At 71.9% G+C, this 24609-nt stretch carries 14 protein-coding genes; 10 read left to right on the top strand and 4 right to left on the bottom strand.

Annotated elements, in window-relative coordinates; translation table 11 throughout:
- Positions 1-272: 272 nt before the first annotated feature.
- The 7 genes from thrC (at position 273) to ACLBYE_RS05550 (ending at position 10725) form a co-directional block, all read left to right on the top strand.
- On the top strand, positions 273-1685 hold the full coding sequence (thrC, locus tag ACLBYE_RS05580) for a threonine synthase (RefSeq protein WP_447693379.1): 1413 nt from the start codon (positions 273-275) through the stop codon (positions 1683-1685).
- 88 nt (positions 1686-1773) lie between these two features.
- Complete coding sequence (locus ACLBYE_RS05575; RefSeq protein ID WP_447693378.1) at positions 1774-3069, top strand: M16 family metallopeptidase; 1296 nt, start codon at positions 1774-1776, stop codon at positions 3067-3069.
- 185 nt (positions 3070-3254) lie between these two features.
- Positions 3255-6185 carry an EAL domain-containing protein gene (locus tag ACLBYE_RS05570; protein ID WP_447693377.1) on the top strand — a complete coding sequence of 977 codons (2931 nt, stop codon included), beginning with the start codon at positions 3255-3257 and terminating at the stop codon, positions 6183-6185.
- Positions 6186-6307: 122 nt separating this feature from the next.
- Positions 6308-6688: a hypothetical protein gene (locus ACLBYE_RS05565; protein ID WP_447681799.1), complete on the top strand. Its 381-nt coding sequence runs from the start codon at positions 6308-6310 to the stop codon at positions 6686-6688.
- 28 nt (positions 6689-6716) lie between these two features.
- A complete protein-coding gene (locus ACLBYE_RS05560) occupies positions 6717-7664 on the top strand; it encodes a ferredoxin--NAD(+) reductase (RefSeq protein WP_447693376.1) in 948 nt (315 codons plus the stop codon).
- Between the two features lie 88 nt (positions 7665-7752).
- Entirely contained in the window at positions 7753-8817 is a 1065-nt protein-coding gene (locus tag ACLBYE_RS05555) for a hypothetical protein (RefSeq protein ID WP_447693375.1), read from the top strand.
- A gap of 210 nt (positions 8818-9027) precedes the next feature.
- The gene (locus ACLBYE_RS05550; RefSeq protein ID WP_447693374.1) at positions 9028-10725 is read left to right on the top strand and encodes a methyl-accepting chemotaxis protein; all 1698 of its coding nucleotides are present in this window, start codon (positions 9028-9030) and stop codon (positions 10723-10725) included.
- A 44-nt stretch (positions 10726-10769) separates the two neighbouring features.
- On the opposite strand, the gene ACLBYE_RS05545 is transcribed toward ACLBYE_RS05550, so the two are convergent.
- A complete protein-coding gene (locus tag ACLBYE_RS05545; RefSeq protein WP_447693373.1) occupies positions 10770-13307 on the bottom strand; it encodes a glycogen/starch/alpha-glucan phosphorylase in 2538 nt (845 codons plus the stop codon).
- A gap of 404 nt (positions 13308-13711) precedes the next feature.
- Between ACLBYE_RS05545 and ACLBYE_RS05540 the strand changes: the two genes are divergently transcribed.
- From ACLBYE_RS05540 to ACLBYE_RS05530, 3 genes are all read left to right on the top strand, one after another.
- The gene (locus tag ACLBYE_RS05540; RefSeq protein WP_447693372.1) at positions 13712-15298 is read left to right on the top strand and encodes an alpha-amylase family glycosyl hydrolase; all 1587 of its coding nucleotides are present in this window, start codon (positions 13712-13714) and stop codon (positions 15296-15298) included.
- Between the two features lie 338 nt (positions 15299-15636).
- Complete coding sequence (glgA, locus tag ACLBYE_RS05535; RefSeq protein WP_447693371.1) at positions 15637-17175, top strand: glycogen synthase GlgA; 1539 nt, start codon at positions 15637-15639, stop codon at positions 17173-17175.
- 81 nt (positions 17176-17256) lie between these two features.
- Positions 17257-18201, top strand: a complete 945-nt coding sequence (locus ACLBYE_RS05530) for a helix-turn-helix domain-containing protein (RefSeq protein ID WP_447693370.1) — start codon at positions 17257-17259, stop codon at positions 18199-18201.
- A gap of 121 nt (positions 18202-18322) precedes the next feature.
- On the opposite strand, the gene ACLBYE_RS05525 is transcribed toward ACLBYE_RS05530, so the two are convergent.
- The 3 genes from ACLBYE_RS05525 to treS form a co-directional block, all read right to left on the bottom strand.
- Entirely contained in the window at positions 18323-18592 is a 270-nt protein-coding gene (locus tag ACLBYE_RS05525) for a hypothetical protein (RefSeq protein WP_447693369.1), read from the bottom strand.
- A gap of 317 nt (positions 18593-18909) precedes the next feature.
- Positions 18910-21192, bottom strand: a complete 2283-nt coding sequence (gene glgB, locus ACLBYE_RS05520; protein ID WP_447693368.1) for a 1,4-alpha-glucan branching protein GlgB — start codon at positions 21190-21192, stop codon at positions 18910-18912.
- The gene (gene treS / locus ACLBYE_RS05515) at positions 21189-24467 is read right to left on the bottom strand and encodes a maltose alpha-D-glucosyltransferase (RefSeq protein ID WP_447693367.1); all 3279 of its coding nucleotides are present in this window, start codon (positions 24465-24467) and stop codon (positions 21189-21191) included. Before treS ends, glgB begins: the two co-directional genes overlap by 4 nt.
- Positions 24468-24609: the final 142 nt, after the last annotated feature.

Raw genomic sequence — 24609 nt, 5'->3', positions numbered from 1 at the left:
GCGGGGCCTGCGCGAAGGCGACGGTGCCGGACAGCAGTGCCGCGACGCCCGCGAGGGCGATGATTCGGGTCATGTCGGCTCTCTCCGAGACGGGATCCGCCCCGGCGGCTCGGGGGCCGCGGGGCGGTCCGGCACTAGGACGCGGCCGGGCAACCGGCCCTGAACCGGCCCGTTCAGCCCCGGTTAAACCGCCGGCCCCGCCCCGTGCGCGCCCGGCTTTCGACAGGTCCGCCGGCATCGTGTAGAGGGGGCGCCTTCCCTCGGAGGACCCTGTGCTCCACGTCTCGACTCGCGGCGCGGCCGCGCCGCTCTCGTTCTCGGACGCGCTCCTGGCGGGCCTCGCCCGCGACGGCGGGCTCTACGTGCCGCAGACCTGGCCGCAGATCGGCCGTTCGGAGATCGCCGCCCTCGCCGGCCGGCCCTACGCGGAGGCCGCCAAAAGGGTGCTGCGCCCGCTGATCGACGGCGACGTCGCCGGGCCGGACCTCGACCGGATGATCGACGCGGCCTACGCGACGTTCCGCCACCCGGCGGTCTGCCCGCTGACCCAACTCGACGACAACCTGTTCCTGCTGGAACTCTTCCACGGGCCGACGCTCGCCTTCAAGGACGTGGCGATGCAGCTGCTCGGGCGGCTGATGGACCACGTCCTGGCCGAGCGCGGCGCCCGCGCCACCATCGTGGGCGCGACCTCGGGCGACACGGGCTCGGCCGCCGTGGAGGCCTTCGGCGGCCTCGACCGGGTCGACGTGTTCATCCTCTACCCGCACGGGCGGGTCTCGGAGGTGCAGCGGCGGCAGATGACCTCGGTGCCGGCGCAGAACGTCCACGCGCTGGCCGTCGACGGCACGTTCGACGATTGCCAGAACCTCGTCAAAGCCCTGTTCCAGCACGCCGATTTCGCCGACGCGGTGCGGCTGTCGGGCGTCAACTCGATCAACTGGGCCCGGGTCGCGGCGCAGGCGGTCTACTACTTCACCAGCGCGGTGGCGCTGGGCTCCCCCCACCGCCCGGTCTCCTTCGCGGTGCCGACAGGCAATTTCGGCGACGTGCTCGCCGGCTGGGTCGCCAAGCAGATGGGCCTGCCGGTCGAGCGGCTGATGATCGGCACCAACGCCAACGACATCCTGGTGCGGACCCTGGAGCACGGCGCCTACGAGCTGCGCGGCGTGGTCCCCACGACCTCGCCCTCCATGGACATCCAGATCTCGTCGAACTTCGAGCGGCTCCTGTTCGAGGCGCTGGGGCGCGACGCCACGTCCCTGTCGCGGCTGATGGCCGGTCTGAAGCAGTCCGGCGGGTTCTCGCTGAACCCCGAGGTGCTGGCGACGGTGCGGGCGGAGTTCGACGCCGTGGCGGTGCCGGAGCCCGACGTCATGGCGGAGATCGCCCTGACCCAGGCCGCCACCGGCGTGGTGCTCGATCCCCACAGCGCCATCGGCGTCCGGGCCGGGCGGCGGCTCCTGGAGCGGGACCCGGCGACCCCCGTGGTGGCGCTCGCCACCGCGCATCCCGCGAAATTCCCGGACGCGGTCGCCCGGGCGACCGGCGGCCTGCGCCCCGCCCTGCCCCCGCACCTCGCCGACCTGATGGACCGGCCCGAGCGCCTGACCCGGGTCGCCAACGACCAGGCCGCCCTGGAGGCGCTCATCCGCGAGCGCGCCCGCATCACGAGGGGTGCGTGAGCCCGGCGCGCGTCACGCGACGCGCCCCCTCTCCCGTGCGGGAGCGGGGACCCGCGCCGCATCCGGCCCCCTCCGCGACGAGCCGTCGATGAACCAGCATTTCTCCACCCATGCCGCCTCGCCTTCCCTGCGCACCACGCGGCTCGACAACGGCGTGACGGTGGTGACCGAGCCGATGCCCGGGGTCGCCACCGCGAGCCTCGGCGTCTGGGTCGGCGCCGGCTCGCGCAACGAGCGCGCCGACGAGGCGGGCCTGTCCCACCTCATCGAGCACATGGCCTTCAAGGGCACCCGCACCCGGTCGGCGCAGAAGATCGCGGAAGAGATCGAGAATGTCGGCGGCGAGATCAACGCCGCCACCTCCACGGAGGGGACGAGCTACACCGCCCGGGTGCTCGGCGAGGATGCCGGCCTCGCCCTCGACGTGATCGGCGACATCCTCACCGACTCGGTGTTCGACGCGGGCGAGCTCGCCCGGGAGAAGGGCGTCATCCTGCAGGAATACGCCGCCGTCGAGGACACGCCGGACGACGTGGTCTACGACGCCTTCACGGAGGCCGCCTTCCCGGACCAGCCGGTCGGCCGGCCGATCCTCGGGCGGCCCGAGACGATCCGGAGCTTCGACGAGGCCGGGATCCGCGCCTATCTCGACCGGGAGTACACGCCGGACCGCATCGTCGTGGCCGGCGCCGGGGCCGTGACCCACGAGGCGATCGTGGCGGCGGCCGAGCGCCATTTCGGAGCCCTGCCGGCCAAGACCGCCCCCGCCTCGGTGCCGGGAATCTACGGCGGCGGCGAGCGGCGGATGCCGCGCAAGCTCGAGCAGGCCAACGTGGTGATCGGCCTGCCGGGCCTCTCCTTCCGGGACGACCGCTACTACGCGCTCCACATGTTCGCGCAGGTGCTGGGCGGCGGCCTGACCTCGCGGCTCTGGCAGGAGGTGCGCGAGACCCGCGGCCTCGCCTACGAGATCCAGGCCTTCCACTGGCCGTTCTCGGATTGCGGCCTGTTCGGCATCGGCGCCGGCACCGCCGGGGCGGACCTACCCGAACTCGTCGACGTGACCCTGGCGGCCACCGCCCGGGCGGCCCGCGACCTCGACGCCACCGAGATCGCCCGCGCCAAGGCGCAGCTGAAGGTCTCGCTGCTCTCGGCCCTGGAGACGCCGGGCGGGCGCATCGAGCGCAACGCCCGCCAGATCCTGGCCTGGGGCCGGGTGATTCCCGCCGGGGAGGTGATCGACAAGGTCGACGCCGTCACGGTCGAGGACGTCCGCGCCGCGGCGGCCGCGATGCTGCAGGGCACGCCGACGCTGGCGGCGATCGGCCCGATCCGCAAGCTGCCCGCCCTCGACAGGATCGCGGGCGCGCTCCGGGGGGCGTAGGGCAGCTTCGGTCGGTCGCCGCACCGCCGTCTCTGCGAGCGGAGACCCCCGGAACGGCCGGCCCCCGCCCCGCCCAACTTGATTTGGCCGCAAAGGGGCGCGATCCGCGGGCGGTGGACCGGCCCCGGGGCAACCTTGCCCCAGGTCGGGTCCGCGCCTATCGATCGAGGCCGCCCGGGCGGCCGATGCCGAAGCTCGCACGGCCGGAAGTCAAGACACCCTTGCGCATCCTCGCCCTCCTCCTGACCCTGGTCGGCGGTCTCGTCGGTGCCCTCGCGCTCACGCTCGCCGCAAGCGCGCCCGCCCAGGCCGTGGAGGCGGTCCGCGTCACCCTCGACGCGCCGGTGATCGACCTGACCACCGCGATCGAGCGCTACCGCTCCGACGGCGACCTGATCCAGATCTCCACGGCGCCCGGCAAGGACGGCATCGTCCGGCGCATCGTCGTGAAGGCGCGCGACGCCGGCGCCCGGCCCGACTGGATCGTGTTCGCGCTCACCAACGACACCGACGAGCAGATCGACCGCATCCTGGTCGCCCCGCATTTCCGGCTGGTCGATTCCGGGGTGATCTGGCCCGATCTCGGCGGCTCGCGCATCGCCGCCATCACGGCGAGCCAGGGCATCCGGCCCGAGCGGGACGAGAACCCGGAGGCCGACCAGTTCACCATCACGCTCGATCCCGGCGCCACCGTCACCTACGTGGCCGAGCTGCGCGGCTCCAACGTCCCCCAGCTCCGCCTCTGGGACCAGGACGCCTACCGCCGCAAGACCGCCGGCCTGACCCTCTACAAGGGCATCATCATCGGGATCAGCGGCCTGCTGGCCCTGTTCCTGACCATCGTGTTCGTGGTCAAGGGCGCGATCATCTTCCCGGCCGCCGCCGCGCTCGCGTGGTCGGTGCTGGCCTATGCCTGCATCGATTTCGGCTTCCTGCAGCGGGTGTTCCCGGTCACCGAACTCGCCGAGCGGGTCTACCGGGCCTCCGCGGAGGCGGTGCTCGGGGCGACGCTGCTGGTCTTCCTGTTCGCCTATCTCAACCTCGCCCGCTGGCACGTGCGCTACAGCCACGTGGCGTTCTTCTGGCTCGCCTTCCTGGCGGGCCTCGTCGGGCTCGCGGTGTTCGATCCGCCGGTGGCGGCGGGCGTGGCGCGGATCTCGATCGCCGCGGTGGCCGGGATCGGCCTGCTGCTGATCGTCTACCTCGCCGCCCATAATGGCTACGACCGGGCGATCCTGCTGGTGCCGACCTGGCTCCTGCTCGTCGTCTGGGTGACGGCGGCGGGCTTCGCGGTGACCGGCCAGATCGGCAGCGACCTCGTCCAGCCGGCCCTGATCGGCGGCCTCGTGCTGATCGTGATGCTGATCGGCTTCACGGTGCTCCAGCACGCCTTCGCGGGCGGCGGCCTCAGCCACGCCCTCGTCTCCGACACCGAGCGCCGGGCGCTGGCGCTGACCGGCGCGGGCGACGTGGTGTTCGACTGGGACGTGCCCGCCGACCGGGTCTTCGTCGGCCCGGAGATCGAGGCCCAGCTCGGCCTCGCCCGCGGCACCCTGGAGGGGCCGGCGACCAACTGGCTGGGCGCCCTCCACCCGTTCGACGTGGAGCGCTACTCGGCGGCCCTCGACACGGTGATCGAGGAGCGGCGCGGGCGCATCGTCCACGATTTCCGCCTGCGCTCGGAGGCCGGCACGTTCTTCTGGTACCGGCTGAAGGCGCGGCCGGTGATCGGCGCCGACGGCGAGGTGATCCGGGTGGTCGGCACCATCGCGGACGTCACCGAGATCAAGACCGCCGAGGAGCGCCTGCTCCACGACGCCGTGCACGACAGCCTCACCGGCCTGCCGAACCGCGAACTGTTCGGCGACCGCCTCGACGCGGCTCTGGCCTTCGCCGGCCAGGACCAGCGCCTCAAGCCCACCGTGATCGTCCTCGACGTCGACCGGTTCAAGGGCATCAACGACGCGATCGGCCTCTCGGCGGGCGATTCGATCCTGCTGACCCTGTCGCGCCGGCTCGGCCGCCTGCTGCGCCCGCAGGACACGCTGGCGCGGGTGGCGGGCGACGAGTTCGCGGTGATCCTGCTCTCGGAGCGCGACCCCGACCGGATCCTGGCCTTCGCCGAGATGATCCGCCGGGCGATCGCCACGCCGATCACCTACGCCGACCGCGAGATTTTTTTGACGGTTTCGATCGGGCTGGCGCTCTACGAGGCCGGCGCCAACCTCAAGCGCGACGAGGTGTTCAAGAGCGCCGAGATCGCCATGATCCAGGCCAAGCGCAACGGCGGCGACCGGATCGAGGTGTTCCGCGCCCACATGCGCACCGACCGCTCGGACCGGCTGATGCTGGAGAGCGACCTGCGCAAGGCGATCGAGCGCAACGAGATGCGGGTGCTGTTCCTGCCGGTGGTGCGGCTCGAGGACCGCACCGTGGCGGGGTTCGAGACCGTGCTGCGCTGGGACCACCCGAAGCTCGGGCGCATCCCCGCCTCGACCTTCCTGCCGCTCGCCGAGGAGAGCGGCTTCGTGGTCAATCTCGGCATCTTCGCCCTGGAGCGCACGGCTCTCGAACTCGCGGCGTGGCAGCGCTCCCTGGAGGTCGAGCCGCCGATCTTCGCGGCCTGCAACCTGTCCTCGCGCCAGCTCCTGCGCCACGACCTCCTGCACGATGTGAAGACCGTGCTGGCCCGCTCCGGGGCCCTGCCCGGCTCGCTCAAGCTGGAATTCAGCGAGAGCCTCGTGATGGAGAACCCGGAATACGCCGCCCAGATGCTGGCGCGGATCCACGACCTCGGCGCCGGCCTGTGCCTGTCGGATTTCGGCACCGGCTACTCGGCCCTCTCCTATCTCCAGCGCTTCCCGTTCGACACGATCAAGGTCGACGCGACCTTCGTGCGCCAGATCGGCACCGGGCAGACCGCGATCCTGCGCTCCATCGTGCGCATGGCGAGCGAGCTGAACCTCGCCATCGTGGCGGAGGGCTGCGAGTCCGAGGCCGACGCCCAGGCGCTCGCCGGTCTCGGCTGCGAGTACGCCCTCGGCCCGGCCTTCGGCGAACCGATGACCATGCTGCAGGCCCGCCAGATCGTCGGCGCCGCCCCGGAAGCGGCCTGAGGGCTGCTCCCGGGACCCGATCCGGCGAAAGTCGCGGATCGGCTTAAGTTCGCCTTAACCATGTCCGATCAAGCTCCTGTTGATAGGCGGGCCCCCCAGCGCCCGCGAAGGGGATGGGTCGGATGGCCGAGGCGGCACGGCGTTACCAGCAGGCGGGCGGCTCGGACCTCGTGCGTCGCCTGATGGCCCGGCCGGTCCGGCTGGAGCAGCAGGTCCGGACTCGGATGCCCCTCCGCGACCCGCGCCGCGTCGACGCGTTCGCCGACGCCTATGCCGACGAGGCCGCGGACGACGCGGAGGCGCGGGACGAGGCCGACGCGATCGCCCGCCTCGAGACCGAGTTGCAGGTGATGAAGGCGGTGCTCCGGGCCCAACGGCAGGAGGTCGAGTCGCTGCGGGCGCAGCGCCAGCTCCTGACCGAGTCGGCCCCGACCGACGATGTCCGCGCGACCCGCGAGCGCTGGGCGGCCCTGGTCGACTCGCTCCTGATCCGCGCCCGCTGATCCGTCACCAGGCATGCGGGGGAGAGCCATGGGGGCGCGCTGCTCGCTCGTCGTCAACGGTCGGTCGGTCCGCGTCTCGACCGGCGACACGCCGCTGGAGGCGGCGCTCGCCGAGGGCATGATCGCGCCGCTGCAGGCGCAGTCCGGCAACCTGCTCGCCGGCCAGGGGATCGTTCAGGGGATCGCTCAGGGCAGCGCGGCGCCGTCCGGCCGCCGGCACCCGGCCCGGCGGGCCCGGGCCGAGGCCCTGCGCCCGGCCCTCCCCGGCGCCCCGATCCAGGGCCAGGAGGAGGCGCCGCCGCCGCCGGTCGCCGTCCGCAAGGGCACGGTCACGGAGATCCGCCGGCTCAGTCCCGGCATCCTCGAGATCGTCGCGACCCTGACCCGGCGCCCGACCGGCGAGCCCGGCCACCAGGCGCTGGTGACCTTCGCGGGTCTGCCCACGCGGACGCTGTCCCCGACCCTGCGGCTCGACGGCACGACCGAGATCAACGACGTGGTGTTCCACGTCGCCCGCGACCCCGAGGGCGATCCCCTCGACGGGCTCCGCCTCGACCAGCCGGTGCGTCTCAAGGGCCCCGTCGGCCGGGGGCAGTACCGCCCCGGGGGCGGCCGGCTCGTGCTGGTGGCGGCCGGCGCTGGCTTCGGCGCGATCTGGGCGATCGCCCGGGCGGCCCGCTACGTCGAGCCCGCCCGCGAGATGGCCCTGGCCGTCGGCGCCCGCGACGCCCTGGACCTCTACATGCGCGAGAGCCTGGACTGGCTGCGCCGCACCGGCGTCGGCCGGATCGTGCTCTGCGCCGATCGCGGCCGCCAGCGGCCGCCCGACGTGCGCTCCGGCCCGCTCAGCGCCCACCTGCCGAGCCTGCGCGCCACCGACGTGGTCCACGTGGCGGGCGATCACTCGACGGTCGGCGCCGTGCAGGTGCTCGCCGCCGCGGTGGGCGCCCGCTGCTACCCGATCGTGATCGACTGACCGCCGCCGCCTCGACGCGGCGGCGCCCGGCTGCTACCGGCGCCGGAGCGGCCGCACGGGGCCGGTTCCGAGCCCGATCCGAGCCCCGATGATCCGCGTCCTCTGCCTCGGCTACAGCGTCACGGAGCTGCCGGGCTACGTCGAGCGGGCCAACGCCCTGGCCGAGGCCGAGGGGCGCCCGGTCACCTTCCTCCGCAGCGGCTGGGGCGGCCATTCCCTGCCCTCCATCGCCGCCCTGATCGACGAGATCCTCGACGCGCTCCCCTGCGACCGCGTCCTCCTCGAGCTGTTCACCGGCAACGTCCGCTACTTCGACGGCGCGACGATGCGGGCCTATCTCGACGACATCCTCGCGGCGACCGCCCGGCGTGACCTGCCCGTCGCCTTCCTCAACCTCCACCAGGGCGGCGTCGACTACGCGGCCGAGCCCGTCGCCGGCCTGCTGGCGGAGTACCGCGCCCTCTACGGGATCCGCTATCTCGACATCGCCGCCCCGGTGGCGGCCGCGGGCGCGGGCGACATCACCTACCTGCTGAAGGACGCGACCCACGTCACGCCGGCGGGCGCCGACCTCTACGGCACCCTGGTCTACAGCTTCCTGCGCGCGCCGCCGCCGGGGCGGGCCTATATCGACCGGTTCCGGACCCTGCCGGGCCGGTTCGAGGCCCTGCCGCTGCGCGCCCTCCCCGGCCTGACCTGCGGGTTCGCCCTGCGCCGCAACGGCATCCCGCTGGACTTCCTGGAGATCCCGGAGGGCACGCGCGTCGCCGTTCCCCTGGGGCGCCCCCGCGACGTGATCGGGCTCCTCGTGACCTACGGGCCGCGGGCGGGCACGCTGACGGTCGAGGATCCGGCGACCGGGCGCGCGCGGACCCTCGTCGCCTACGACGCGTTCTCCTACTACACGCGCGCGATGTTCCGCAGCGTGACCCTCCCGGCGGCGCGCGCGCTGACGATCGCGCAGTCGGCGGAACGCCCGGACATCGCTTTGCGCAAGGGCGCGCCGGATCCGGGCCCGCGGATCGGGCGCGTGTCGCACGTCGTCTGCCGGCGCAGACTCGGCCTCGCCCCGCGCGCCGCCCGCCAGCTTCACCGGCTGCGGCGCGGCCTGTGCCGCGTCGGGTTGCGGCTCGGGCTCGTCCGAGGCGCCTGACCCCGGGCCCGTTCAGGCATAGTCATGTAGGCACGAGCGTTTGAATAACGCACCTTTATGGCATTCGATCTATCGATCTCTGTAATTATCAATTCGGTCTCCGTATCGGTTCGTGTACTCGTGCGCGCGAAGAGTGATGTGATCGATCGTGGCTTCCTGTTCGTGGCGTGTGATAAGCTGTGCCGGTGACGCCGGCGGAGATCGAACGGAATGCGGATCCTGCGCGATGCGAACCTGCATGTAAAAATGTCCGCGCCGCTCTTGTTCATGGTGATCGTGTGCGCCGCCTCTGCCGCGTACTCGCTCAGAGAACTCAGAGCGATCGAGGAGAGAAATAGATTTTTGGTGGATTACTATTTCGCGAGGCTCGAGATTTTCTCACGTTTCCGCGAAAAATTCGTCGATGCGGCGCTCATGAACCGCAATCTCATCATCGGCGAGCCGAAAGGCGACATCCCTCTCTTCCGCAAGCGCTACGACGCCTCCGTCAAGGCCGTGGCCGACGGCATCGAGACGCTGGAACAGGGCTCGCGGCGCGCGGAGATCGCGGCTCTGCAGCGCCAGATCGGCACGGTCGCCCGGGACTATTTCGACCTGCTCGACCGCTCCAACTACCTCGCGCTCCGGAATGACCGGCCGGCGGCGATCCAGGTCGGCGTGGTTGCCAGCCGCGAGGTCCGGGCACAGTTCGACCGGGCGGCCCAGGCGTACGAGGCGGCGGCGGCGGCCCGCCTCGGCGAGGCGAAGATCGCGACGCAGCAGGGGGCCGAGCAGGCCCGGTCGGTCCTGATCGGCGCCACGGTGGCGGGCCTGCTCGTCGCCCTGGGACTCTCCGCGGCCATCGTCGTGGTCGGTGTCACGCGGCCGCTCCACCGCCTCGTCGCCGCGCTACGGCGCGTGGCGCAGGGCGACGGCGCCGCCACGATCGCGGAGGCGCGGCGCGGCGACGAGATCGGAGCGGTCGGCCGGGCGGTCGAGGCGATCCGGAGCTTGATCATCCGCAACGCCGAGGCAGAAGCCGAGGGCCGGCGGCGCGCGGACGCCGCCGCGGCCGCGGCCCGCAAGGAGGCCACGATGGGCCTCGCCCGGACCTTCGAGGCGGCGGTGGCCAGGATCGTGGATCGGGTCTCGACCGCCGCGGGCGAACTCGAGGGCACCGCCCACCAGATGACCGCGACCGCCCAGGAGACGGCCAGCCAGTCCGGCGCGGTGGCGCTGGCGGCCGAGGCGGCGGCGGTCAACATCGGCGCGGTGGCGGCCGCGACCGAGCGGCTCGGCAGCGCCATCCAGGCGATCGGCCGTCAGGCGGGCGGCTCGTCCGAACTCGCCCAGCAGGCGGTCGGCGAAGCCGACCAGACCGCCGGGCTCGTGGCCGAGCTGCGGCAGGCGGCCTCCGAGATCGGCGACGTGGTGCGGCTGATCGCGTCCATCGCCGAACAGACCAACCTGCTGGCCCTCAACGCCACCATCGAGGCGGCGCGGGCCGGCGAGGCCGGCCGCGGCTTCGCGGTCGTGGCGGGCGAGGTGAAGGCCCTGGCCGAGAAGACCGCGCGGGCGACCGACGGGATCGCCGCGCAGATCGGCCGGATCCAGGGCGTGACCGGATCCGCGGTCGGCGCCATCGGGGCGATCATCGACCGGATCCGCGAGATCAACGGGGTGGCGATCGTGATCGCCGCGGCCGTGGAGGAGCAGGGCGCCGCGACCCATGAGATCGTGCGCACCATCGCCCAGGCGACCCGGGGCGCCGCGGAGGTGACCGGCACCATCGCCGGGGTGGCCGAGGCCTCCGAGCGGACGGGGGTCGCGGCCGACCACGTGCTCACGGCCGCCACCGCCCTGTCCCGTCAGTCCGAGGGGCTCTCCGCGGAGGTCGGGCGGTTCCTGGCCAACGTGCGCGCAGCCTGAGGGCGGCGCGGCCCGCTCCCGCGTGGGAGCGGGCCGGTGGCGGCTCAGCCCAGGCGGACCCGCCAGATCTCCTCGGCGTACTCGCGCATGGCGCGATCGGAGGAGAACCACGCCATGCGGGCCGTGTTGCGGATCGCCTTCGCCCACCAGCCGCGGGGATCGCGCCACGCGGCGTCGATGGCGCGCTGCACCCGCCAGTAATCGTCGAAATCGGCGGTGAGCAGGTACTGGTCGCGCCGGCGCAGGTCGTCGGTGAGCGGCCGGAACCGGCCCGGCTCCTCCGGCGAGAACCGTCCCGAGGCGATCATGTCGAGGGCGGCGGCCAGCCGCGGCGAGGCCTGGATCGCCCGGGCCGCGTAGTCCGGCTCGGCCTGCCGGGCGCGGACGCCGTCGGCCTCCAGGCCGAAGATGAAGATATTGTCCGCCCCGACATGGTCGCGGATCTCGATATTGGCGCCGTCGAGGGTGCCCACCGTGAGCGCACCGTTGAGGGCGAACTTCATGTTGCCGGTGCCCGAGGCCTCCATGCCGGCGGTGGAGATCTGCTCCGACAGGTCGGCGGCCGGGATGATCGATTCGGCTAGGCTCACCGAGTAGTTCGGCAGGAACACCACCTTCAGCCGGTCCGCGACCTCGGGATCGTCGTTCACCGCCTTGGCGACGTCGCAGGCGAGCTTGATAATCAGCTTGGCCTGGACGTAGCTCGGCGCCGCCTTGCCGGCGAAGATCTTCACCCGGGGCGTCCAGTCCCGGTGCGGCTCGGCCTTGATCGCCTGGTAGAGCGCCACGGTCTCGACCACGTTGAGGAGCTGGCGCTTGTACTCGTGGATGCGCTTGACCTGGATGTCGAACAAAGCGGCCGGATCCACGTCGATGCCGGTGCGCTCGGCGATGATCGCCGCCAGGGCCTCCTTGCGCTCCCGGCGCACGGCCGCGTAGCGCGCCACGAAGGCCGGATCCTCGGCGTGGGCCTCCAGGCCCCGGAGCAGCTCGGGATTGTCGAGCACGCCGGCGCCCACCGTCTCCACGGCGAGCCGGGTGAGGCCGGGATTGGCGTTGTGGAACCAGCGGCGGAAGGTGATGCCGTTGGTCTTGTTGACGATCTTGTCCGGATCCAGCGCGTGCAGGTCGGAGAAGACCGTCGAGCGCATCAGGTCGGTGTGCAGGGCCGAGACGCCGTTGACCCTGCGCGCGCCGTGGAAGGCGAGGTGCCCCATCCGCACCCGTCGCCCGTGGGACTCGTCGATCAGCGAGATCGACGCGAGGTAGGCCGCGGCATCCGCCGATTCCTGCCGGCCGTGCTTGGCCTGCTCCTCCAGGTGCATCCAGTTGATCAGGTAGATGATCTGCATGTGGCGCGGCAGCAGCCGCTCCATCAGCTCCACCGGCCAGGTCTCCAGGGCCTCGGGCAGGAGGGTGTGGTTCGTGTAGTGCAGCGTGTGCGTGGTGACGTGCCACGCATCGTCCCAGGAGAGGCCGTAGACGTCGAGCAGGACGCGCATCAGCTCCGGCACCGCGATGGCCGGGTGCGTGTCGTTGAGCTGGATCGCCGCGTGGTCCGGCAGGGACCGGACGTCGCCGCGCTCGGCCACGTGGCGGGCCACGAGATCCTGGATCGAGGCCGCGGTGAAGAAGTATTCCTGGCGCAGGCGCAGCTCCTGGCCCTCGGCCGAAGAATCGCTCGGGTAGAGCACCCGCGAGATCGCCTCGGCGCGCATCCGCGCCGCGACCGCGCCGACATGATCGCCGCCGTTGAAGCGGGCGAGGTCGACGGGCTCGCCGGCCTCGGCCTTCCACAGGCGCAGGCCGTTGACGTGGCGGCCGCGCCAGCCGACCACCGGCACGTCGTGGGCCACCGCCCGCACGGTCTCGGCCGGCTGCCAGTGGCGCCGGATCACCCCCTCCTCCGGCGAGGACAGCGTGACGGTGCCGCCGAACCCGATCGCGTAGGTCGCCTCGGGCCGGGCGAATTCCCAGGGATTGCCCTCGGCCAGCCAGGTCTCCGGCGCCTCGCGCTGCCAGCCGTCCTCGAAGGACTGGCGGAACAGGCCGTGGTCGTAGCGGATGCCGTAGCCCATGGCCGGGATGCCGATGCTGGCCATGCTCTCCATGAAGCAGGCGGCGAGCCGCCCGAGCCCGCCATTGCCCAGGGCCGCGTCGGGCTCTGCGTCCTGCACGGCGTCGAGATCGATCCCGAGCTCCCGGAGCGCGCCGCGGGTCGTCTCGGTGAGGCCGAGATTGTTCAGCGCGTCCGACATCAGCCGGCCGATCAGGAATTCCAGCGACAGGTAATAGACGCGCTTGTTCGGCACGCTCCGCTCGGAGGTCAGCGCGGCGGCCACGATCCGCTCGCGCAGGGCCAGCGCCGTCGCGGCGAACCAGTCGCGCGGGCGGGCGGTCTCGGGCGTGCGGCCGAGCGTGAAGGTGAGCTTGGCGCGGATCGCCTCGCGCAGGTCCACCACCGCGTCGCCGCTGCCGGACAGCACCGGAGCGGTCCAGGCGGCCGGGGCGGGCGCCTCGGTTGCGCGCTCGTCGCGCGAGACATCTTGTGGCACAGGCCGGGTCAGAACATCGTTCAACACGTGCGGGTCCCCCAAAGTCGTCGCCCCGGATTCTAGCGCCGGGGGTATCGTGGGCGGATTATCTCTTTTGATGGATTGCCGCCGCATGAACGGACGGGCGATCCGTGCCCCGAAGCGTCCGACGATGCGGTCGGCTTCCGGCGAAGTCGTGGCAGCGCCGCTCCGGCGGAGCGCACGGGCACGGCGGAGGAGATATGGCAGGGCGGCGTGACATTCCAGGCACAGCCGCGCGGCGTCGCCCTGCGTGAGGGGCATGCGCACAGGTTTTGAGGGCCGCAGCCATTCCCTGGGCGACGCTGGCTCGGGGCGTTCCGCGCGCGGCGCGCGCTCTCGGCGCATCTGTCACCGGTCGCCAGCGCGCGGGTCAGCGGTTAAGCGTGGGCCGCCGATGCGAGGGGCGCAGCATGACCGACACCGTCTGGTGGAAGCGCGGGACCGTCTACCAAGTCTACCCACGCTCCTTTCAGGACACGAACGGCGACGGGGTCGGCGACCTGCCGGGCATCACGGCGCGGCTGGACTACCTCGCATGGCTAGGGGTCGACGCCGTGTGGATCTCGCCGGTCTACCCCTCGCCCATGGCCGATTTCGGCTACGACGTGGCCGATTACTGCGGGATCGACCCGCTGTTCGGCACGCTGGCCGATTTCGACGCCCTCGTGGCCGAGGCCCATCGGCGCCGGCTGAAGGTGATCCTCGACTTCGTGCCGAACCACTCCTCGATCGCGCATCCCTGGTTCTCCGAGAGCCGGTCGTCGCGCGCGAGCCCGAAGCGGGACTGGTACATCTGGCGCGACCCGGCGCCCGGCGGCGGCCCGCCCAACAACTGGCTGTCGAATTTCGGCGGCCCGGCCTGGACGCTCGATGAGTCCACCGGCCAGTACTACTACCATGCCTTCCTGGCCGAGCAGCCGGACCTGAACTGGCGCAACCCCGCGGTGCGGGCGGCCATGCACGACGTGCTCCGCTTCTGGCTGGAGCGCGGGGTCGACGGGTTCCGGGTCGACGTGATCTGGCACCTGATGAAGGATGCGGGTTTCCGCGACAACCCGGCCAATCCCGACTACGCGCCGGGCGCGCCCGAGATCAACCGCTTCACCCAGGTCTACTCCGCCGACCGCCCGGAGGTGTTCGACGTGATCGCCGGGATGCGGGATGTGCTGCGCGGTTACGGCGAGCGGGTGCTGATCGGCGAGATCTACCTGCCGGTGGAGCGGCTGGTCGCCTATTACGGTCCGGACCTCACGGGCGCCGACCTGCCGTTCAATTTCCAGCTGATCCAGACCCCGTGGCGGGCCGAGGCCGTGGCCGACCTCGTGGCGCAGTACGAGGCGGCGCTGCCCGAGGGCGGCTGGCCGAACTGGGTGCTCGGCAACCACGACCAGCCGCGCATCGCCGCCCGCGTCGGGGCCGATCAGGCCCGCATCGCCGCGATGCTGCTCCTGACCCTGCGGGGCACGCCGACCCTCTACTACGGCGACGAGATCGGGCTCGGCCACGTGCCGATCCCGCCCGACCGCGCCCGGGATCCCTGGGAGCACAACGAGCCCGGGCACGGCCGCGACCCGGAGCGCACGCCGATGCAGTGGGACGACAGTCCCCAGGCCGGCTTCTCCACGGCCGAGCCCTGGCTGCCGCTGGCGGCGGATTGGCCAGCCTGCAACGTCGAGAGCCAGCGCTCGGACCCGGGCTCGATGCTCACCCTGCACCGGCGGCTGCTCGCCCTGCGCCGCGACCACGCGGCCCTCGCCGTGGGCGGCTACCGGGAGGTGCCGCTCGGGGTCGCCGAGATCTTCGCCTACGAGCGCTTCGCCGACGGGGCTGTCCTGCGCGTGCTGCTGAATTTCGGCGCGGCGTCGCAGGACCTGCTACTGCCCGAGGGGGCCTGGACCGTGCTGCTCTCGACCCGTCCGGGGCGCGCGGGCGAGCCGGCCGGCCTCACCATGGCGCTGGGGCCCGCCGAGGGGGTGATCCTGCGCCGCGCGGAGTGAGCGGAGCCCGATCCCGGCACCCGTCGGGCCGAATCACGTCACCGGCGCGCGCCGCTCGTCGGCCACGGACGGTCGGCCGGGCCCCGCCCCGGGGCGCCGGTTGCCGTCGTTCTGGGCCGGAACGCCGTATCCAGGGACCGAAATCCGCCGTTCCGGCGCGATTTCTCGCTGCGATGCCACATAGGTAAGTGACGCTTAATCACCACGGTGGCCTATTTTGTGCGTCGCAACGGAACCGTCGCGGCGAAGGAGCATTGGCCGTGGTTGAGATCGTGACAGCCGTGCCTGCCCGATCCTCTGCCAGACCGGGGCATTCCGCCCGGCCAGGATCAATGCTGATGCTCGATGCGCGCCGTGGTGGTTCCTTCGCCGAGTGGTCGTCCGGCGAGGAGAACGGCGTCGGTCCCGTGCCGGTTCCGGCCCGGCCGGCCTCGCTGCGCCGCCGCATCCTCTACGCGACGCCCGAGATGGCGGATTTCGTGAAGACCGGCGGCCTCGGCGAGGTCTCGGCCGCCCTGCCCCGGGCCCTGGTCCCGCACTACGACATCCGCGTCCTGATCCCGGGCTACCGGCAGGTCCGCGCCGCCTTCCCGGAGATCCCGGTCGTCGCCCGCCTCGAGGGGTTCGCCGGCATCCCGGCCTGCGACCTCGGCCTGGTCGAGGCGGCCGACGGCCTGCGGATCTACGTCCTGCTCAGCCCCGACCTCTACGAGCGCGACGGCACGCCCTACGGCGACCAGCACGGCGATTTCGGCGACAACGACCTGCGCTTCGCCCGCCTCAGCCTCGCGGCGGCGGACCTCGCCGCCGGCGCCGATCCCGACTGGGCGGCCGACCTCCTGCACCTCAACGACTGGCAGGCGGCCCTGGCGCCGGCCTATCTCGCGTGGCGCGGCCGGCGGGTCCCGAGCGTGCTGACGATCCACAACCTCGCCTACCAGGGCCTGTTCCCCCGGGACGCCCTGCCCCGGCTCGGCGTGCCGGACGCGGCCTTCCAAGTCGACGGCGCCGAGTTCTACGGGCAGCTCTCCTTCCTGAAGGCCGGCATCTTCTACGCCTCGCAGGTCACCACGGTGAGCGAGACCTACGCGCGGGAGATCCAGACGCCCGAGCTGGGCTGCGGCCTCGACGGGCTGCTGCGCACCCGCGCCGGTCAGGGCCGGCTCGCCGGCATCCTGAACGGCATCGACGAGAGCTGGGATCCGACCACCGACCCGCACCTCGCCACGCGCTTCGAGATCGACGACTGGAAGGGCAAGCGCGCCAACACCGAGGCGGTGCGCCAGCAATTCGGCCTCGCGGTCTCCCGCGGGCCGCTCTTCGCCATCGTGTCGCGCCTCGTGCACCAGAAGGGCATCGACCTGAGCCTGCAGGCGGCCGAGACCATCGTGGCCGGGGGCGGCCAGCTCGTGGTGATCGGCCGGGGCGAGGGCCGGTTCGAGCAGGCGCTGCAGGGGTTGGCCAAGCGCCATCCGGACGCGGTCGGCGTGCATGTCGGCTTCGAGGAGGCGCAGGCCCGGCGGATGTTCGCCGGCAGCGACTTCCTGCTGATGCCCTCGCGCTTCGAGCCCTGCGGCCTCGCCCAGATGTACGCGCAGCGCTTCGGCTCCCTGCCGATCGTGCGCCGGACCGGCGGCCTCGCCGACACGGTCGAGGACGGCGTGACGGGATTCACCTTCGGGGAGGCCTCGGCCGCCTCCTTCGGGGCGGCGGTGCGGCGGGCGCTGGAGGCCTTCGGCCAGAAGAAGCGCCTCAACGCCATGCGGCGGCGGGCCATGGCGGCCCATTTCGGCTGGGACCGGGCCGCCGAGGACTATGCCGGGCTCTACGGCCGGGCCATCGGCAACAGCGTCGGGCTGCGCTGGCGGGCGGCGTAGGACCCCGGCGGCAGGACGCATTTCCTGTGCGAGGCCGCCCGGATCGGTGGATCCGGCCCGGCGGCTCTGCATGGTCGGGCCATGCTGACTTGGTCGACCGAATCGCTGCACCCGCGGGACCGCTTCGAGCAATGGCGTGAGGAGCGCGCCAGGCGGCTGTTCGGCGTCAGCATCGAACTCGAGCCCGGGAAGCGCCGGCACTTCCAGGGGGCCTACACCCTCCGCAGCCTGGGCGCCGCCGCGATCGCCGCGCTGACGGCCTCGGCCTACCGGGTCCGCCGCGGGCCCTCCGAGATCGCCGGCGGCCCGAGCGATGCCTTCTGCATCTGCCACCAAGTCGCGGGCGGCGGCCTGCTGGTGGCCGGCGGCCGCGAGATCCCGGTCACGCCCGGCACCGTCGTGGTCGGCCAGCTGGACCTGCCCTACGACACCGTCCCGGCGGTGCAGGAAGGCTTTTCCTGCCGGATCGTGCGGTTGCCCCTGTCGCAGGTGGCACGGGTCGCCCCGGGCGGCGGGGCGTACCCGTTTCGGCCGCTCTCGCCCGGGCCCGGGCTTCCGGCGCTCTTCGCCGCCTACCTGGACTCCGTCATCGCCCAGGCGCCGCATCTCACCGGAGCCGCCGCGGACGCTGCCGCCGACACGCTCCTGCACCTCGCGCTGCTCGCCCGGGAAGCCGGCGAGCCGCGGGCCGACTCGGCGCGCGGAGCCGTCCGGACGGCCCTGCTCGACCGAGTCCACGCCCTGATCCAGCGCCGCCTGCACGAGCCCGGCCTGTCGCCCGGGCAGGTCGCGGCGGCGCTCGGTGTCTCGGTCCGGCAGCTGCACATCCTGTTCGCGCCGACCGGCACGAGCTTCAGCCGCCATCTGCGGATGCGGCGGGTCGCCCGCGCCCGCCGCATCCTGGAGACCGCGCCCCGGACGAGCGTGACCGAAGCCGCCTATGCGAGCGGCTTCGACAGCCTGTCGACCTTCTTCCGAAGCTTCCGTGCCACCTATGGCTGCGCACCGGGGGATGTGCGGCCGTGAGGTCGGGAGCGCGCAGGACAACCGCCGAGGGGACAGGCGGTGGTGCCATGCCGGCGAGGGTCCGGGCGATGGGCTCGGCCCGCCGCGTCGGCCGGGCGGGCCGGGGCCTCCGAACGGGTGATCAGCGGCTACGCCACCTGGCCTTCCGCGAGCAGGCCTCCTGCTCCTCCGGATGCCGCTTCTCCCAGGCCGTGATCGAGAGGGTCTCGTCGCTCGACATCTTGTTGTTCATGCAGGTGCAGTAGACCGCGAGCGTGTCGGCGCTCTGCCCCTCGTCGGCATTGTCGGAGATGCAGCGCTTGATCCAGGCGATGTCGTCGGCATTCGCCAGGGCGGTGGTGGGAACGGCCAGCAACAGCGTGCAGGCGAGGGTGGGGATCGCGCGTCTCATAAGGTCCTCCGCCGGATCGGCGGAGGGTTTATCGGGGACGCGGCGCGCACCATCGTCTCATGGCGCGCAGATTTTATCCCGATGCGCGCAGATCGGTGCCTCTAACCCCCATCACGACCGGATCGGGGCCCGGCTTGGGAGAACTCTCCCACGCAGGCACCTCATCCCGAGGTGCCGGAGCGCAGCGGAGGCCTCGTAAGGAGCCCTCCCGCCGGTCGCGCGATCCCGGGAGCCCTCCGTTCGAGGCCCACCGGCGCGGGCGCCTCGAGATGAGGTGCGTCCGTGAGAAGCCGTCCTCATCCCAGCGCCTCTGATCCTCACCCCTCCAGCAGGAAGATCATCGTGGCGAGCGGCGGGAGGGTGAGCGACAGGCTCTGCCCCTGGCCGTGGCTCGCCTGATCGTCGGTGTGGCGGCCGCCCTGGTTGCCCAGGTTGGACCCGCCGTACACGCCGGCATCCGAGTTGAACGCCTCCCGGTAGAACCCCGCCTGCGGCACGCCGATCCGGTAGCCCTCGCGCGGCACCGGGGTGAAGTTCGACACCACGATGGCGATCTCGCCGGGCTTCGCGCCCTTGCGGGCCCAGGCGATGACGCTGTTGTCCTGGTCGTCCGCCACCAGCCACTGGAAGCCGGTATGCTCCACGTCGCGGCCGTAGAGCGCCGGAGTCGACACGTAGAGCCGGTTGAGGTCGCGGATCACGCTCTGGACGCCCTCGTGCAGGGGATCGTCCAGCAGGTGCCAGTCCAGGCTGTTGTCGTGGTTCCACTCCCGCTCCTGGCCGAACTCGCCGCCCATGAACAGCAGCTTCTTGCCGGGATGACCCCACATGAAGCCGTAATAGGCCCGGAGATTCGCGAATTTCTGCCAGCGGTCGCCGGGCATCTTGCCGAGCAGCGAGCCCTTCCCGTGCACGACCTCGTCGTGGGAGAGCGGCAGGATGAAATTCTCCGAGAAGGCGTAGAGCAGCCCGAAGGTCAGGTTGTGGTGGTGGTAGCGGCGGTGGATCGGATCCTCCTGCATGAAATGCAGGGTGTCGTGCATCCAGCCCATGTTCCACTTGAAGCCGAAGCCCAGGCCGCCCGTGTAGGTCGGGTGCGAGACGCCCGGCCAGGAGGTCGATTCCTCCGCCACCGTGATCGTCCCCGGGGCGTGGCTGTAGGTCGCCTCGTTGGTCTTGCGCAGGAAGTCGATGGCGTCGAGGTTCTCGTTGCCGCCGTAGCGGTTCGGGATCCACTCGCCCTGGCGGCGCGAGTAGTCGAGGTAGAGCATCGACGCGACGGCATCCACCCGCAGGCCGTCGAGGTGGTAGTGCTCCAGCCAGAACCGGGCGTTGGCAGCCAGGAAGGTCGCGACCTCGGTCCGCCCGAAATTGTAGATGTAGGTGCCCCAGTCCTGGTGGAAGCCCTGGCGCGGGTCGGCGTGCTCGTAGAGGTGCGTGCCGTCGAACAGGCCGAGCCCGTGGGCGTCCAGCGGGAAGTGGCCCGGCACCCAGTCGAGCAGCACGCCGATGCCGGCCTCGTGGGCGGCGTCCACGAAGGCCGCGAAGTCCTCAGGGCTGCCGAAGCGGCTCGTCGGCGCGAACAGCGAGACCGGCTGGTAACCCCAGGACCCGTCGAACGGGAACTCGGTGATCGGCAGCATCTCGATATGGGTGAAGCCGAGATCCTTCACGTAGGGGATCAGCCGCTCGGCGAGTTCCCGGTAGGTCAGGTAGCGGTTGCCCTCCTCGGGCACCCGCGCCCAGGAGCCGAGATGGACCTCGTAGACCGAGATCGCCGCGTGGCGCGGGTCCTTCGCGCCGCGGGTGCTCATCCAACCGGAATCGCGCCAGTCGAAGTCGCTCGACCCGTGGGTGACCGAGGCGGTCTCCGGCGGGTGCTGGGCCGCGAAGGCGACCGGGTCGGCCTTGAGCGGCACCAGGGCACCGTCGGGCCCGCGGATCTCGAACTTGTAGCGCACGCCGGCCTTGAGGCCCGGCACGAACAGCTCCCAGATGCCGCCGTCCTGCCAGAGGCGCATCGGGTGGCGCCGCCCGTCCCAGTCGTTGAAGTCGCCGACGACGCTGACCTTGCGGGCGTTGGGCGCCCAGACGGCGAAGCGGAAGCCGTCGATGCCGTCGAGCTGGCCCGACTGGGCGCCGAGCATCCGGTAGACGAGGTTGGTGCCGACCTCGCGGAGCGCCGCCACGTCGTACTGCTCGATCGAGGAGCCGAAGCCGTAGGGGTCGTAGCGGCGGCGCTTCGTCCCGTCCCAGAACTCGACCTCGATCTCGTAGAGGGGCCGGTGCTCGCCCTCGGCCTTCGCGACCCAGAACCCGTCCGGGTGGCGCTTCTCGAAGGGCGCGGTGCGGCCGTCCATCACCAGGGTGGCGGCCCGGGCCTCGGGCAGCACGGCGCGCACCTCCCAGGCCTTCGGCCCGACCCGGTGGGGGCCGAGCACCGCGAAGGGGTCGCCGTGGTTGGCGGCCATCAGCGCGGCGACCGCGTCCGGGTGGACGCTCGGCGGTTGCGCGGCGCCGGCGCCCGGGACATCCGCGGACCGCGCCGTCGCCCCCTCCGGGTCGACCCGCGTTGCGAAGGTCTCGTCGATCGCCGTCATTCGGTTGCTCCGGGCTCGTGTCCGTCCGTGTCCAGAATGGTGAGAACCCCACGGGCGGGGATTTCGATCCAGTCCGGCCGGTTGTTGGCCTCGTAGTCGACCTCGTAGAGCGCCTTTGTCAGCAGGCAGAGGCGCAGCAGCCGGGTCCGGCTCTCCGGATCGGTCACCACCGCCCGGGAGCCCTCGACCGCGGTCTCGTAGCCGGCGAGGAACGCCGCCTCGATCATGCCGCGCCACGCGGTCGCCGCGTCCCGCGCCCGCTCCTCCGAATCGGCGAACCGCGCGGTGATCTCCCGGATCACCGTCTCGGCGCCGTACGCGAAGGAGCGCATCAGCCCGGCGACGTCCCGCAGGGGCATCGACTTGGCCCGGCGCTCGTCGGCCGGGCGCGAGGGCTCACCCTCGAAGTCGACGATGATCAGGTCGTTCTCGGCGACCAGCACCTGGCCCAGGTGGTAGTCGCCGTGGATGCGGGTCTTGTGGGCGCCCCGGACCGGCGCTTCGGTGAGGGCGGCGATCAGCGCCTCGACCTCGCCCCGGCGCAGGCCGAGTTCCGCGCAGGCCGGCTTGCCGGCGTCGAGGCCCCGGTCGGCGAGGCCCTTGAGCGCCCGGAAGGCGCGCTCGGCCTGGTGGCGGGCGTCGCGCGCCAGCACGCCGAGGTCGTCCCCGGTGAACGGCTCGGCCGCGAAGGCCGGGTCGTCGGTCTCGATGGCGAGCGCCGCGTGCAGCTCGGCGGTGCGCCGGCCGAGCAGGTCGGCCCACGGCCGGTGGGCCTGGAACGCCTCCTCTGGGGTCGCGGCCTCGCTCTCGGGCGTGAGCACCACGGTCTCGAAGTCCCGGCGCAGGCCCTCCAGCATCAGGGTCCAGGCGTCGCCCTGGTTCATGACGAACCTCTGCAGGACCGCCAGCGCCGTCCGGGTGCCGTCCTCGGCGACGTGCTCCAAGGTGCCGAGCAGGGCGGGTGTATTCGAGAAGCCCGCCTTCTCGGTGAGGAAGCGCCCGACCTCGATCTCGGGATGCAGGCCCGGCTGCAGGCGGCGCAGCAGCTTGAGCATCATCTTCGAGCCGATGGCGATCGAGGTGTTGCTCTGCTCGCCCGAGAGCCGGCGGATGTCGGCCACGTCGACCGTGACGTCCGGGTCGAAGGCCGAGGTGACGGCGAAGACGAGCCGCCCGGTCTCCGTGGGGATCTCGCGGGTCTGCCGCATGTCGTCGATCAGGCAGGCGGCGAAGTCGTTGGAGCCGGCCGCCCCGTAGAGCAGGCCGGTGCGCGGCCCCCGGCGCACCCGCGCCACCGCGAAGGGCATGAGGGTCTCGTCCTCGCGGCCCTCCTCGACGCCCACGGGCACGAAGTATTCCTGGGTCTCGCCGCTGGCGAGTTGCACCTGCAGCCGCGGCAGCAGGAAGCGCGCGCTGCCGTCGACGTCCTTCAGGGCGGCGCAGTCGACGACCTTCGTGGCCTTGATCCGCGAGCCCTTGGCGCCGAACCAGCGCCGGCTCGTCAGGAACGGGGGCACCACGGTGCGCTCGAAGGCGACGCGCTCGCGCCCGCTCATCAGGGTCTCGATCCCGCCGGTGAGCACCAGGGTGAACAGCTCGGGCGGCTCCTGCTGCGGGCCGATCACCCCCGACCGGGCGGCGCTCAGGGAGAACCAGTAGAAGCCGTAGGACGGCAGGGTCAGCAGGTAGGGCAGGTCGCCGATCGGCGGGAACTCGGTGCCGCCGGTCAGCTCGATCGGCACCGCGGTGCGCAGCTCCGACAGGTCGAGCTGCACCGCCTGCGGCGCGCGCGACAGGTTCGCCACGCACAGGATCCGCTCGTCCTCGTGCTCGCGGATCCAGGCGAGCACCTTCCGGTTCGACGGGTACAGGAACTGGATCGTGCCGCGCCCCAGCGCGACGCTGTTATTGCGGATCGCGATCATGCGCCGCGTCCAGTTCAGCAGGCTCGTCTGGGCCTGGGTCTGCGCCTCGACGTTGATGGCGTCGAACCCGTAGATCGGGTCCTGGATCGCCGGCAGGAACAGCTTCTGCGGGTTCGCCCGCGAGAAGCCGCCGTTCCGGTCGGGCGACCACTGCATCGGCGTGCGCACGCCGTCGCGGTCGCCGAGGTAGATGTTGTCGCCCATGCCGACCTCGTCGCCGTAGTAGAGCACCGGCGTGCCGGGCATCGACAGGACGAGGGACTTCATCAGCTCGATCTTGCGCCGGTCGTTCTCGAGGAGCGGCGCGAGGCGGCGGCGGATGCCGAGGTTGATCCGGGCGCGCCGCTCGGCGGCGTAGAACGACCAGAGGTAGTCACGCTCCTCGGCCGTGACCATCTCGAGCGTCAGCTCGTCGTGGTTGCGCAGGAAGATCGCCCACTGGCAGCCCTCGGGGATCTCCGGGGTCTGGCGCATGATGTCGGTGATCGGGTGCCGGTCCTCCCGGGCGATCGCCATGTACATCCGCGGCATCAGCGGGAAGTGGAACGCCATGTGGCACTCGTCGCCGTCGCCGAAGTACTGCGCGGTCTCCTCGGGCCACTGGTTGGCCTCGGCGAGCAGCATCCGGTCGGGGTAGCTCGCGTCCAGCGCGGCGCGGATCGCCTTGATGACGTCGTGGGTCTCGGCGAGGTTCTCGCAGTTCGTGCCGTCGCGCTCGATCAGGTAGGGGATCGCGTCGAGCCGCAGGCCGTCGACGCCCATGTCGAGCCAGTAGCGCATCACGTCGATGACCGCTTCCAGCACCTTCGGGTTGTCGAAGTTGAGATCCGGCTGGTGGCTGTAGAACCGGTGCCAGAAATACTGCTTGGCGACCGGGTCCCAGGTCCAGTTCGACGCCTCGGTGTCGAGGAAGATGATCCGCGTGTCCTTGTACGGCTCGTCGGTGTCCGACCAGACGTAGAAGTCGCGCTCGGGCGAGCCGGGAGGGGCCTCGCGGGCGGCCTGGAACCAGGGGTGCTGGTCGCTGGTGTGGTTGATGACGAGCTCGGTGATGACCCGCAGGCCCCGGTCGTGCGCCGCCTCGACGAAGGCCTTGAAGTCCTCCATGGTCCCGTAGGACGGGTTGATGTCCCGGTAATCGGCGATGTCGTAGCCGTCGTCGCGCAGCGGCGAGGGATAGAACGGCATCAGCCAGATCGCCGTGACGCCGAGATCGCGCACGTAGTCGAGGCGCTGGGTCAGGCCCTCGAAATCCCCGATCCCGTCGTTGTTCGAGTCGAAGAACGACTTGACGTGGATCTGGTAGATGATGGCGTCACGGTACCATTGCGGGTCGCTGCGATCGATCATCGCGTCGCTGCCTCATCGGTCGAGTCTGACGGGACCGGCGGGGGACCCGGCCGGGGCGCGGGCGGCGGGCCGCCGCGCGGGTGCGAGGGTCGGCGACGGGAATTCCCGCCGCCGCATTCAAGGGCCATGGCCGAGTGCCACG

This window comes from Methylobacterium sp. A52T (genome assembly GCF_053346095.1).
Note: the sequence above shows the minus strand (reverse complement) of the source record. Positions and strands in the feature narration are given on the sequence as shown.